Source organism: Aeromonas sp. FDAARGOS 1406 (genome assembly GCF_019048565.1).
Lineage (GTDB): Bacteria > Pseudomonadota > Gammaproteobacteria > Enterobacterales > Aeromonadaceae > Aeromonas > Aeromonas caviae.
Window position 1 is genome coordinate 2,342,410 of the sequence record NZ_CP077378.1, and the last position, 13,904, is coordinate 2,356,313.

Below are 13,904 nucleotides of genomic sequence, written 5' to 3' on the forward strand. Positions count from 1 at the left end.
TCCGACCAGTGCCCTTGTCAGCCGCTGAGCTGGTCCTTGCCCGCCAGCTTGGCCCGGTAGAGCGCCCTGTCGACCCTCGCCATCAGGTGGGACACCTGCTCGTCGGGGTCGGACTCCACCAACCCGAAACTCAAGGTCACGGGCTCGATCCCCTTGACCCTGGCATGGCTCAGGCGCTGCCTCAGCTTCTCGGCCACCACCCGGGCGTCGGGCAACCGGGTATTGGGAAGCACCAGCATGAACTCGTCACCCCCCCAGCGGGCCAGCAGATCGATCTCGCGGATGCAGCCCCGGGTCAGCTGCACGATATCGATCAGGGTCTGGTCCCCCACCCCGTGGCCATGGCGATCGTTGATCTGCTTGAAGTCGTCCACGTCCATGGCGATCACGGCAAAGGGCTCCTTGAAGCGCTTGGCGCGCTCATGCTCCAGCCGCACCGCCTGCTCCAGCCGATAGCGGCTGGCCGCGCCGGTCAGGGAGTCCGTCTCCGCCAGGCGGCGGTTCTCCTCCACCTGGAACTGCAATGCCTGGTTGAGCCGCTCCAGTTCGGCGGTACGCTGCGCCACCTGCTGCTCCAGGGTGCGGTTTTGCAGCTCCAGCCTGGCGTAGAGTTCCCGCTGGGCGTGGATGTTGCGGTGTGCCCCCACCATCCTGGCGACACTGCCGTCCGGGTTGCGTGCGACGATGCGGCCACAATCCGCCACCCAGAGGTAGTCACCGTTACGGCAACGGCAGCGGTATTCGGCCCGGTAGTCCGCCGCCCGCCCACTCAGGCAGGCATCGAAGCTCTCCATGACCTGCGCCAGATCGTCCGGGTGGATCAGGTTCTCCCAGGTAAAGACGGTGTTGTCGAGGGAGTGGGGCTCATACCCCAGCATCTGATACCAGCCGGGATAGCGATGGACATAGCCGGTGTTGGCATTCCAGTCCCAGAGACCGTCGCTCACGACCTCCAGCATGCCGCTCATCACGGCCTCGTCGAGGGCCGGTAGCCTTGTCATCTCATTGTCATGCAGCATGAAAACCTTCCTTGTTCTGCTACTCGGCGCTACGGATCCGCTTGTTGACCTGGCGGGAAAACCGGGCCTGCCGGTCGAGCCTTCAAGGGGGCGACTGGCCTCGACACCCCGTCATGACGGGTTATCGGCCAGGTTGTCCTCTTGTTGAACAACAGTAGCAGCCCGCACACTTTCTAGTCTTGCGCGCCGTCACGCTCCCTTCCGTTCTTCTGCCGGCCAGATTGCACCACGGCGGTGCACACCTTTGGCGCAGCCCTGCCCATATTGGGCAAGCCTCGCTGACCAGGGCTGCGATTAATAAGCAAGTGTATGAATAAAAAGAAAAATACTTTTCTGGCGCAATATTTGCCTTTATCTGGGTGAACCACAAGGATTGGGGATATTGCATGAAATTAATCACCGCCATCATCAAGCCGTTCAAACTCGACGACGTGCGCGAAGCCATCGCCAACCTCGGCGTCGAGGGGTTGACGGTTTCCGAGGTCAAGGGGTTTGGCCGCCAGAAGGGGCACACCGAGCTGTACCGGGGTGCCGAATACCAGGTGGATTTCCTGCCCAAGGTAAAGCTGGAGATCGCCACCCTGGCCGACAACGTCGAGCAGATCATCGAAGCCATCAGCAAGGCCGCCCACACCGGCAAGATAGGTGACGGCAAGATCTTCGTTTATGACCTGCAGGCCGCCGTGCGCATCCGCACCGGCGAGACCGACGCAGACGCCCTTTGATACGACTGGAACTGAGGAATACGACATGGAAGAGTTGATCACATCCGTCAGCGAGCTGCGCTATGCACTCGACACCTTCTACCTGCTGATCTCCGGCGTGCTGGTCATGTGGATGGCCGCCGGGTTCGCCATGCTCGAAGCCGGCCTGGTCCGCGCCAAGAACACCACCGAGATCCTGACCAAGAACATCCTGCTCTATGCCATCGCCTGCATCATGTTCCTGCTGGTCGGCTACAACATCATGTACGTGGACAACAGCGCCGGCGGCTGGCTGCCGAGCTTTGGCAGCCTGATGGGCAGCCAGGCGGACGACGCGGGCCACTCCCTGCACTCCGACTTCTTCTTCCAGGTGGTGTTCGTCGCCACCGCCACCTCCATCATCTCAGGTGCGGTGGCAGAGCGGATGAAGCTCTGGTCCTTCCTGCTGTTCTGCGTGGTGATGACCGGCTTCATCTACCCCGTGGAAGGCTACTGGAGCTGGGGCGGCGGCTTCCTGAAAGAGGCGGGCTTCTCCGACTTCGCAGGCTCCGGCATCGTCCACATGGCGGGCGCTGCCGCTGCCCTGGCCGCCGTGCTGCTGCTCGGCCCCCGTCGCGGCAAATATGGCAAGCAAGGGGAGATCTACCCCATCCCCGGCTCCAACCTGCCGCTCGCGACCCTGGGCACCCTGATCCTCTGGATGGGCTGGTTCGGCTTCAACGGTGGCTCCCAACTGGCGCTCTCCAGCGCCGCTGACGCCACCGCCATCGGCACCGTGTTCGTCAACACCAACGCCGCCGCAGCCGCCGGTGTGGTCGGCGCCCTGCTGGTCAGCAAGCTCACCTGGGGCAAGGCGGATCTCACCATGATCCTCAACGGCGCCCTCGGCGGTCTGGTCGCCATCACCGCCGACCCGGCCTCCCCCAGCCCGCTGTTCGCCAGCCTGATCGGCGCCCTGGCCGGTGCCCTGGTGGTCTACGCCATCGTCGCCTTCGATCGCCTGAAGATCGATGATCCGGTCGGTGCCATCTCGGTACACGGCGTCTGCGGCCTGTTCGGCCTGATGGTGGTGCCCTTCTCCAACACGAGCGCCACCTTCGGTGCCCAGTTGCTGGGTGCTGCCACCATCTTCGGCTGGGTCTTTGTCGTCTCCCTCGTGGTCTGGAGCCTGCTCAAGGCCACCATGGGCCTGCGGGTCAGCGAAGAGGAAGAACTGATGGGTGTGGATGTCCACGAGTGCGGCATCGATGCCTACCCCGAGTTCGTCAGCGTCAAATCCAGCATCTAAGCACGCCATCTGCTTGCGGGGCCCGGGGGACACCTCGGGCCCCGTTTTTTTGGCGGCTCGGCGCCCCTGGCTGGACGAATCAAATAATCGAGGTGGCAGCCACGTAGGTTCGATCAGCGAAGCGTAATCGGACAGCGGTAACGGCATTGATCCCTTCTCCCATTTATTAAAGAAGGCGGAGAAGGGCTGGAGATAAGGGGCAGGAAAAAGAGAGTTCGCGGTAAACGTTGGGCTTCACTACGCTCAGCCACAACCTACACAATCTGTAGATTGGTGCTGAGCCTGCGAAGCCCAACATACAATATTAAGCTGACTGTTTCTACTTCTTCGGTATTTACAGACGCTCTTCTAAAAATTCATTTAATTTATCTTTTAGACGCTCATCATTCACCCAGTCCTCGGGTTCCAAGCTTCTTATTGTCGCCTTATTAGATGACTCAATAAAGTCATAGCAGTCCTCAAAGACCTCGTTAGCATAACTTAAGGAAGGTGCGAATAAGCGGGGAAATTCTTCTCGGCTGACTCAGTCATTTCATTTTTTCAGTTTGAGCCGATCTTTTCTCCCGTAAATGCCTTGAATCAGCCTATTTAGACCGTTTCTTCGCCATTTAAGGCGTTATTCCCAGTTTTTAGTGAGATCTCTCCCACTGACGTATCATTTGGTCCGCCCGAAACAGGTTGGCCAGCGTGAATAACATCGCCAGTTGGTTATCGTTTTTCAGCAACCCCTTGTATCTGGCTTTCACGAAGCCGAACTGTCGCTTGATGATGCGAAACGGGTGCTCCACCTTGGCCCGGATGCTGGCTTTCATGTATTCGATGTTGATGGCCGTTTTGTTCTTGCGTGGATGCTGTTTCAAGGTTCTTACCTTGCCGGGGCGCTCGGCGATCAGCCAGTCCACATCCACCTCGGCCAGCTCCTCGCGCTGTGGCGCCCCTTGGTAGCCGGCATCGGCTGAGACAAATTGCTCCTCTCCATGCAGCAGATTACCCAGCTGATTGAGGTCATGCTCGTTGGCCGCGGTGGTGACTAGGCTGTGGGTCAGGCCACTCTTGGCATCGACACCAATGTGGGCCTTCATGCCAAAGTGCCACTGATTGCCTTTCTTGGTCTGATGCATCTGCGGATCGCGTTGCTGCTCTTTGTTCTTGGTCGAGCTGGGTGCCTCAATGATGGTGGCATCGACCAAGGTGCCTTGAGTCATCATGACGCCTGCTTCGGCCAGCCAGCGATTGATGGTCTTGAACAATTGGCGGGCCAGTTGATGCTGCTCCAGCAGGTGGCGGAAATTCATGATGGTGGTGCGGTCCGGCAAGGCGCTATCCAGGGATAACCGGGCAAACAGACGGATGGAGGCGATTTCGTACAGAGCATCTTCCATCGCGCCATCGCTCAGGTTGTACCAATGCTGCATGCAGTGAATGCGTAGCATGGTTTCCAGCGGATAAGGTCGCCGGCCATTACCAGCCTTGGGATAAAACGGCTCGATGACTTCCACCATGTTTTGCCATGGCAGAATCTGCTCCATGCGGGACAAGAAAATCTCTTTTCTGGTCTGACGGCGCTTACTGCTGAATTCACTGTCGGCGAAGGTGAGCTGATGACTCATGATGAACCCTTTTTCATGGCTCCAGATGACAAACATGATCTCATATCAGGGACTTGTTCGCACCTTCCCTAACATTTCACTCCCCCAACCTCTCCGCCAATCCGGAATAACGCTCGGTCTTTTTCCGCACCGCTTGTGCCAGCAGGGCGCGATCGCCGTAGAGGTCGAGGCGGGCCTTGGCACGGGTGATGCCGGTATAGACCAGCTCGCGAGTCAGGAGCGGGCTGGGGCTGTCGGGCAACACCAGCACGGTATGGGCAAACTCCGACCCCTGGGATTTGTGGATGGTCATGGCGTAGACCGTCTCATGGGGGGGCAACCGGCTGGGCAGCAGGGCCCGCAGGGTGCCGTCCGGCTGCTCGAACCACACCTTGAGGCGCCCGGTGTCATCGGGCAGGCAGAGCCCCATGTCGCCGTTGTAGAGGCCGACCCCGTGGTCGTTGCGCACCACCATCACCGGGCGGCCCGCATACCAGTCGCCGTCACGCTGGATCAGCCCTGCCTTGGCGAGGGCCAGTTCGAGCCGCTCGTTGAGCCCCGTCACCCCGAAGGGGCCGTCCCGCAGGGCGCAGAGGATCTGGAAGCCGTTGAACGCCTTGAACACCGCCGCCGGGTCCTCGCCGGCCCGGGCCGCCTTGAGGTAGCTGCCATAACCGGCCACCCCCTCGGCAATCAGGGCGTTGTAAGCCTCCCCCGCCCAGGGGTGCAGGCGGATGTCGCCAAATCCTGCGCTCCAGACCGCCTCCACCGCCGCCCCGTCGCCGCTGTTGCAGGCCCGCGCCAACTGGCCGATGCCCGAATGCTGGTCAAAGCGCCAGCTCTTGGAGAGCAAACAGAGGCTGTCGCGCACGCTGGCCCCCGCTGGCGTGCCTTGCAGGCGATAGCCGGTCTGGCGGGAGAGCCAGTGTGCCTGCGCGGGGCTGATGCCCTGTTCGATAAAGCTGCAGATATCGCCGAGCACGGCCCCTGCCTCCACCGAGGCGAGCTGATCCTTGTCGCCGAGCAGGATGAGGCGGGCGTGGCGGGGCAGCGCATCCAGCAGGCGCGCCATCATGGGCAGGTCCACCATGGAGGCCTCGTCCACCACCAGCAAGTCCAGGTGCAGCGGGTTGCCTCTGTGATGGCGGAACTGGCTGCGCCCGGGGATCACCCCGAGCAGCCGGTGCAGGGTGCCCGCCTCGGTGGGGATGGCCTCCACCCACTCGGGGGGCAGATCCAGGGCCTGCAAGGCAGCACCGATACTCTCGGTCAGACGCGCCGCCGCCTTGCCAGTGGGCGCCACCAGCCGGATCGCCGGGGCCTTGCCCCCTTGCAGGCCGGTCTCCACCAGGATGGCGAGGAGCTTGGCCACCGTGGTGGTCTTGCCGGTGCCGGGGCCGCCGGAGATGACCGCGAAGGGGCGCGCCGCCGCCGTGGCCGCCGCCAGCTTCTGGCCGTTGCAGCAGAGCGCCTCGGGCACCAGGGTATCCAGCCGCTCCAGCTCGCTGGCCGCCTGGGCACTTTTTAGCAGGGTCTCCACGGCGGGCCACTCCACCTCATGGGGGAAGACCAGATCCAGGTACTTCTCCACAAAGTGGCGGACGGAGAAGTCCGTCGCGAGGCGGGCCTTGAGCAGGGCCCCGAACACCAAGCCGTAGTCGCGGGCAAAGAGGCGTGACAGGGCCGGGGCAATCTCCGGCCATTCGGCCCGTTCACTCAAGGCGCTAAGGTGGCGGGCCACCCCCAGCTCAAAGTCGTGGTAGCGGGTGAGGTAGAGGCGATCCCCCCAGAGTCGCAGGGGCCAGCGGGGGGCCTCTCCCTCCTCCTGTTCGCTCCCCACCAGGGGGCTGGCCGCAAAGAGGGCGGGCCAGCTCGCGGGATCCGCGAGATCCGCCAGCAGATCCCGGCTCTGATCCGGATCCAGCCCGAAGGGACGCGAGGATCCCTGCCCGTCACCGCCCTGAGCGAGCATCGCCAGCGGCAGGCAGACATGGCCGCGCCCCAGCTCATGGCAGGCGAGCGCGGCCCCCAGCACCAGCTCGGGGCTGCCGCCCAGGTCGGCCACCAGCCTGGCAAATTGCAGGTCAAGCTGGCGGATGCGCCCCGCCAGCGCCAAGGCTTTCAGCCGCTCTATCATGGTTTCGCCCTTCATCTCGCCCCTCATGCCTCTGCCTTGTTCGATTTCTCTAAACGATGATCGTCAGATGTCACACCTTTACTAAACAACTCGTCCAGCCCCAGCACCAGTTCCCGGCTGGGCCTGGCATGGAAAATGCCCCCCTGGGGCATGCCGCGCAGGAAGAGATAGAAGACCCCGCCAAAATGCCGGTCGAAATCGTAGCCCGGCAGCCGCAAGGCGAGCAGCCGATGCAGGGCCAGCGAATAGAGCTGGTATTGCAGATCGTAGCGATGCTCGACCATGGCCCGCTCCAGGGCCGGGCGGCCGTAATCGGCGAGGCTCATGCCAAGGTGGTTCGATTTGTAGTCGAGCAGATACCAGCGCCCCTGCCACTCGAACACCAGGTCGATGAAGCCCTTGAGCATCCCCTGCACGGTGGCAAAACCGAGCGGCTTGCCGCCCCGCGACAGGGGGTCGTGCTGCTGGCAGAGTGCGGTGAGCGCCGGTGCCGTCACCCGCCCCATGGGCAGGAAGAACTCCAGCTCCACCTGTTTGCGCTCGGGGGCCAGATCCCGCAGCCGCACCGGGTCCCCAAGGCCGGTCTCAAGGGGGGTATCCAGCACCGCCTCCACCTGCTGTTGCAGCACGGGGGCCCAGCCTTCGTCGAACCCCTCCTGGGTCAGCAGGGCGGCGATGTGCTGTGCCAGCGACTCGCCCTTCGCGTGCTCGAAGTCGATGGTCTCGAACAGGCTGTGGAGCAGGGTGCCGGGACGCGCCCCCTTGGGGAAGGTGAAGATGGAAGGGGCGGGCGCCTCCTCTTCCTGCACGGTGACGGCAGCCTCGGTGGCCACCTCGTCGTCGAAGCCGGGGTTGGCCAGCACCCCCTTGCCGTGGCCGTTGCCCTGGGCCGCGAGCCCGGAGTAGGAGCTGATCCACCAGTCCCGCTCAAGCTGCCCCTGGAACGCGCGCACGGTGGGCTCCCCCGGCGTCTCCGCTTCGGCGGGCAGCGGGGCCGGGCGGGTGAGCGAGGGCTCACCGACGGCCACCCCCGGCAGCGCCTGGGCCAGGTCGGTGAGGGCGGTCGCCAGTGTCCCGGCGTCCCCCTCCTCCCCCTTTTGCAGCAGGTAGCCGATGGCGGTGCGGTGCAGGTCGGTCTTCTCCGACTTGCCCGCCCCGGAGCGCACCGGCGCCAGCCCGAGCCAGGTGGCATAGACCCCCCGGGTCAGGGCCACGTAGAGCAGGCGCAGGTCTTCGGCGAGGCGCTCCTTGTCGGCCTCGGCCAGGGACTCTTCGGCGCCGGTGAGATCGAGCACGGTACGATTGCCCGCCTCCCCCGTTTCGTGGAACAGGGGGGTGTCGGCGGCGCGGTGGCTGCAAATGAACGGCAGGAAGACCAGCGGGTACTCCAGCCCCTTGGATTTGTGGATGGTGACGATCTGCACCAATTTCCGCTCGGACTCCAGGCGAAGTATCTGCTCCCCGTCCTGGCCGTTGGGCTGGCTCACCGCCTCCCCGAGCCAGCGCAGCAGGGCGTACTCCCCGTCCAGCTCGCCGCTCGCCTGTTGCAGCAGCTCGCCGAGATGGAGGAAGTTGGTCAGCCGCCGCTCTCCGTAGGGGCTCGCCAGCAAGGAGGCGGCGAGGTTGCGCCCATGCATCAGGGCCCGCAGCATGGCCAGCACCCCGTGGCGATGCCAGACTGCGCGGTATCCCATGAACTCCTGCACCGCGCTCTCCCAGGCCCGCTCGTCCGAGGCCAGCGCGTCCAGGGCCCTGGCATCGAGATCGAACAGGCCGGTGGCGAGCGCCGCCCGCAGGCTTCGTTCATCGCTCGGGTTCTGGCAGGCGTGCAGGATCAGCAGGATCTCCCGCGCCTCCACCTGGGCCAGCACGCTCTCGCGGTTCGACAGATAGACGGAGGCGATGGCAAGGCGCGCCAGCTCCTGCTGCACCAGCTTGCCCTCGGCGCCGGTGCGCACCAGCACGGCGATATCCCCGGCCCTGACCGGCTCGCTGCCGAGCATCGCCTTGCCCTCCCGGGCCAGCGTGAGCAGGCGATGGATCTCCGCCGCCGTGGCGCGGGCCATCCTGCTCTGGTACTCCCCCTTGTTGAAGGTGGGCTGACCGGTGAGCTGCCAGCAGTGCAGCACGGGGGCGGTCTGCCCCTCGATCAGCAGTGCCCGGCTCTTGCCCTGCGCCTCCACCGGCAGGAAGGGGATGTCCGCCTCGTAGATGAAGGGATCCTTCGCCCGCTCGAACAGGCCGTTGACCGCCGCCACCAGGGCGCGGCTTGAGCGCCAGTTGCGCCCCAGGGTGTAGTGGGCGCTCACATTTCGCCGCGCCTGGATGTAGGTAAAGATGTCCGCGCCACGAAAGCCGTAGATGGCCTGCTTGGGGTCGCCGATCATCAGGAGCGCCGTGTCCTGGTGACCGCCGTAAAGGCGATGGAAGATGCGGTACTGCTGGGGGTCGGTATCCTGGAATTCATCGATCATGGCGACCCGGTAGGTGGCGCGGATGCGCTCGCACAGCCGCTCCCCCAGGCCCGAGCCGAGCGCCCCGTCGAGATCCCGCAGAAGATCGTCGAAGGAGAGCTGATGGGCCTGGCGCTTGCTCTCCTGCATTCGGCTGCGCACCACCCTGGCCGCCCGCTGCAAGACGAGATCCCGGATGCCGGGTCGGCTCGCCAGCAGGGCGTCTATCTCGCCAAAGAGCGGCAAGGTGGGCACCGTTCCCCCCTTCTTGAGGTTCTCCTCCAGCGCCTGCTGGCCGAAGCGCTCCAGCTCCTTGGGCAGGACGTAGCCGCTGGTCTCGTCCTGCGCCCAGTCGCCAATCTTGGCAAGCCAGCCCTCATAGTTCTTGCCGGTGTAACGGCTGATCTGCCCCTCGGTCTGGCGGCGGATCTCATCCGTCTGCGCCAGCCACCCGGCTTTCACCGCCCCGATGCGGGCCATGGCGACGCTGTGCCGCGCCGCCAGGGTCTCGTCCCCCGCCACCGGGCGGATCTCCAGCTCGTCGTTGTCGAGCCAGCTCCCCATCTCCCACAGCAGGGCGGCGGGGCTCGGCCAGAGCCTTCGCACCGCCCGGGCCAGGGGCTGATCCACCGGATAGAACTCGGCGCGCCAGTAGTCACTCACCGCCTGCAGCCGGAGCCGGCTGTCGTCGGTCAAAAATTCGGTTTCAAAGAGGGCGCCCGACTCGAAGGCGTTCTGCCTGAGCATCCGCTGGCAGAAGCCGTGGATGGTGAAAACCGCCGCCTCGTCCATCTGCCGCTCGGCGGCCAGCAGGCGACGGGCCGCCAGATCGTGATCCTCCACCTCCACCAGCAGTTGGGCCAGCAGGGTATCCGTGCTGTGACCGCGCATAAAGGCGAGACGCGCCTCGTGGATGCGGGCGCGGATCCGCCCCCTCAGTTCGGCGGTGGCCGCCTCGGTAAAGGTCACCACCAGGATCTCGGTCACCGACAGGGGCCGCTCGTGGGCACAGGGCTGACCGGCGTCTCCCCCCTCCTCGCCTGTTTGTTCGATAACCGGGCCGTGGCCCAGCAAGAGGCGCAGATAGAGGCCCGCGATGGTATAGGTCTTGCCGGTCCCGGCGGAGGCCTCGATCAGCCGCTCGCCATAGAGGGGAAAACGCAGGGGATTGAGCGGGTTAGCCATTATTGCAACTCCTCCAGCGCCTGATGGAGCGGGGTCAGGTGTTCACGGGCCAGCCCCTGCAACTGGGCCAGCACCTCGTCATCGAGTTCCGGGAAGCAGCGGGCGACATAGACGTCCTGCCCCTCTCCCGTCACCATGTAGCCGCCGTTGAAGCGGGCAAGTGCCGCCTTGTCGGCCTCCTCCGGCTTTGCCGGATCCTTCTCGATCGCCTTGAGCCACTCCCAGGCGGTGCTCGGAAAGAACGGCAGCGGCCGCTTCATCCCCTGGGTCCAGAGGGCCACCAGGGCCGCCAACCTGGGCCGCGCCTCGTCCGCCGCAAGCCTTGGCAGCCGCAGACTCTGTTTGGCATCGAACAGCAGGGTGTCGCCGGGGGCGCTGCTCAATGAGAGGCAAAGGTGCTGGATCCAGGCCAGCAGCAGATCCTTGCCGTTGAAGCTGCCGGGTTTGACCACCAGCGCTCGTCCCTTCTGGGTGTCTATCCAGCCCTGAAGCTGCCCCTGGGCCAGGGCGATATCGATCTCCACCGCCTGTTTGTCCCCCGTCCAGGGACGCAGCCGCGCCGCCAGCTTGCCCATCTCGCCGTCGATCTCCTCCAGCAGCAGGCTGCCGAACCACCCTTGCGGTAACAGGCCGGAGAGTTGCAGCCGGTGGCGACGGGCCTCGCTCTCCCCTTCGGTCAGATGGGCATCCAGCAGCAGCGCCTTGAGCTGATAATGCTGCAGGCCGTCCAGCTCGAAGGGCTCGCTGTCTTCGATGGTCGCCTCCTCCAGCTCGAACCACACCTTGAGGCGGCGGTTGAGGAAGTACCTGGCTGGCTGGCGATAGAAACGCAGCAGCTCCGCCAGCTCCAGCCCCTGCTCCCTGCCCCACTCCGCGGGCAGGGGCAGATCGCCGCTCTGGAAGTTGGCGGCCCCCCGCTCCGGGCTCAGTGCCGGCAGCCAGTCGGCGGCATAGGTGAAGAGACCGGAGCCGGGTTCGGGGTAAAAGTAGGCCGGGCTGTAGGGGGTGAGGGGGTGCGCCACGATCAGGTGTTCGAGCAGCCGCCGGCCCGAGGTGTCGTCGTCGAGATCTTCATCCCCCGCCAACACGAAGCCCTGGCGCACGTAGTCGATGAGCTCCGCCAGCAGCACGGAGGGTACCTTCTCGCTGTTGTCCTGGGCGCTGAACCCCTGATAGCTGATGTAGAGCCCCTGCTGGGCACTGAGGAGCGCCTCGAGGAAGAGGTAGCGGTCGTCATCCCGGCGGGATCGGTCCCCGCGCCGCGAGGCCACCGCCATCAGATCGAAGCCCATGGGAGGCAGGGTGCGCGGGTAGACGCCGTCGTTCATGCCGAGCAGGCAGACTTGGCGGAAGGGAATGGAGCGCATCGGCATCAGGGTGCAAAAGTTGACCTGACCGGCGAGGAAGCGCTGGCTGGAGCGGGACTCCCCCAGCACGCTGCCGAGGTAGTCCTGCAACAGGTCGGCACTGATGGCCTGCTCGAAGCGGGCCTCGCCGAGCTGGGCCTGCCAGTCGGTGAGCTGGCTGCGGATGAGCTGGAGCTGGCGCTCTTCATCCTCGTCGGCGAGATAGAAGCGCTCCAGCAGCGCCAGCAGGCAGGCGTGCCATTCGGCCAGCGGCTGCGCCTGTTGCAGCCGGGGCAGAAACTCCGCCAGGGAGTCGACGAACCAGGCGAGCTTGCCGAGGATCAGCCCCTGCTGCCCCTCGATGTCCGCATAGGGCAGGATCCCCGCCACCGGCTCCCCGTCCCCCATGGCAAAGCCCAGCAGCATGCGCCGCAGGCCGAACAGCCAACTGTTGCCGGACAGACGCGGCAGCGCGAAGCGCTCGGGATAGTCGTCATCCAGCCCCCAGCGGATGCCGGTCTCCTGCACCCAGCGCCGAAGCACGTTGAACTCGTCGTCGTCCAGCTCGAAGCGGCGCAGCACGGCGGGCACCTCCAGGATGGCGAGCAGCTCCCCCGCCCCGAAGCGGGCGTTCGGCAGCCTGAGCAGGGCGAGGAAACTTTGCAGCAGCGGGCTCTCCTGGCTCGCCGCCCGATCGGAGATCGCAAAGGGGATCTGGCCGCGGGCCCCGCCCCGCCCCTTGCCGCCCTCCTTGCCAAAGACGGCCTGGATGTAGGGGCCGTAGCTGTTGACGTCCGGCATCATCACCACCACGTCTTTGGGGGTGAGGGTGGGATCCTGCTCGAACAGGGCCAGCAGCCGGTCGTGCAGCACCTCGAGCTCCCGCATGGGGCCGTGGCAGGCGTGGATCTGCAGGGTGCCGTCATCCAGGCTGACAGGGCTCTTGTGGTGGCTGACATCGAGACTGAACTCGCCGGCCCCCCGTTCCGCCAGCTCCAGCACGTCTTTCTGGATGGCCCGCAGCAAGGTGACCTTGCCCTCATCGTCGCGATCCTCGATGTCGACGAATGCCTCGATCTGCGGCACCTCCAGCTCCATCAGCTGGTGCAGGTAGTCGCGCCCCAGCTTGCCCATGGAGGCGAGCAAGGGGTTGGCGGGACCCTGCAGGGTCTCGAGATCCGTGCCGGGCTTGAGCTTGTTTTCGAGGCGAGCCAGGGTCTTGCGATCGAGCAAGTCCCCCCAGTAGTAGCGGCAGGGGTTGGTCACAAACAGGTGCACCTCCACCTCGGGGCGGCTGCCGAGGGCCAGCAGGGCCTCCACATAGCGGGGCGGCAGGGCCGAGATGCCGAACACGAAGACCCGTTGCGGCAGCCTGCCCGGCAGATCCCGGGTGCGCTCCAGCTCGTGGATGAAGGCCTCGTAGAGGTTGGCGCGGTGGTAGCCGCTGGGGCTGAGGGCCAGGGTGCGGGCCACCAGCTCGCGCCAGAGCTCGGGCTGCCAATCCTGACCGCTCACTCCGGCCAGCTCCTGGCTCAATCCTTCCCCCTCTTCCCAGCGGGCGATCCAGTCCGGCCGGTAGACCAGATACTGGTCGAACAGATCCGCCACCTTCTGGCAGAGCTGCCAGAGCCGCACCTGCTCCGGCGCCGCCCCGTCACTGCCCCCCAGATAGGCCGCGAGGGGCGCAAAGGCGGGTCTGCCGAGCAGAGTGGGCAGAATGGTCATCAGGTGCCAGCTCATGGCCCCCTTGTTGTAGGGGCTCTGGCGGGGCACGTCCGCCAGCACCCGGGTGAACATCTCCCAGATGAAACTCGCGGGCAGGGGAAAGTCGATGTTGGCGGCGATGCCGAACGCCTTGGCCAGCTCCAGCTTGAGCCACTGGGCCATGCCGGGACTCTGCACCAGGATCTGCTCCCGATCGAAGGGGTGGGAGAGCGGAGCCTGCCGGATGCGGCTCACCAGCAGCTCCTTGAGCAGATCCAGCTGATTGGAGTGGTAGAGGGTAAACATGGACGACTCCCGCCAATTTCATGAAGAGGGGGTGCGCGGGGGGGACACTCTCTGGCATTCCCGTCACGGCACGCGAATCGGGATTGTCGGGGATCGGGGGATAAGATGCAAAAGGCACTTGTGGCGTCCGGACTGCGCGCCGTCACACAGATGGCATCCCCGGGAAGCGGGCA

The 13,904-nt window shown here is 65.0% G+C and carries 7 protein-coding genes; 2 read left to right on the forward strand and 5 right to left on the reverse strand.

The features are described from left to right. Window positions 1-17: 17 nt before the first annotated feature. On the reverse strand, window positions 18-1,019 hold the full coding sequence (locus I6L36_RS11010) for a sensor domain-containing diguanylate cyclase (RefSeq protein ID WP_039040121.1): 1,002 nt from the start codon (window positions 1,017-1,019) through the stop codon (window positions 18-20). 386 nt (window positions 1,020-1,405) lie between these two features. Between I6L36_RS11010 and glnK the strand changes: the two genes are divergently transcribed. Next, a complete protein-coding gene (gene glnK / locus I6L36_RS11015) occupies window positions 1,406-1,744 on the forward strand; it encodes a P-II family nitrogen regulator (protein WP_010675904.1) in 339 nt (112 codons plus the stop codon). 25 nt (window positions 1,745-1,769) lie between these two features. Next, the gene (locus I6L36_RS11020) at window positions 1,770-3,011 is read left to right on the forward strand and encodes an ammonium transporter (RefSeq protein WP_010675905.1); all 1,242 of its coding nucleotides are present in this window, start codon (window positions 1,770-1,772) and stop codon (window positions 3,009-3,011) included. A 629-nt stretch (window positions 3,012-3,640) separates the two neighbouring features. Here I6L36_RS11020 and I6L36_RS11025 read toward each other — a convergent pair. From I6L36_RS11025 to recC, 4 genes are all read right to left on the reverse strand, one after another. Next, a complete protein-coding gene (locus I6L36_RS11025; RefSeq protein ID WP_026141181.1) occupies window positions 3,641-4,621 on the reverse strand; it encodes an IS5-like element IS5 family transposase in 981 nt (326 codons plus the stop codon). 76 nt (window positions 4,622-4,697) lie between these two features. Next, window positions 4,698-6,752, reverse strand: coding sequence for an exodeoxyribonuclease V subunit alpha (gene recD / locus I6L36_RS11030; RefSeq protein WP_109112067.1), 2,055 nt, complete (start codon window positions 6,750-6,752; stop codon window positions 4,698-4,700). 8 nt (window positions 6,753-6,760) lie between these two features. Further along, complete coding sequence (gene recB / locus I6L36_RS11035; protein WP_109112068.1) at window positions 6,761-10,375, reverse strand: exodeoxyribonuclease V subunit beta; 3,615 nt, start codon at window positions 10,373-10,375, stop codon at window positions 6,761-6,763. After that, complete coding sequence (gene recC, locus I6L36_RS11040; RefSeq protein WP_109112069.1) at window positions 10,375-13,731, reverse strand: exodeoxyribonuclease V subunit gamma; 3,357 nt, start codon at window positions 13,729-13,731, stop codon at window positions 10,375-10,377. Before recC ends, recB begins: the two co-directional genes overlap by 1 nt. Between the last annotated feature and the right edge of the window lie 173 nt (window positions 13,732-13,904).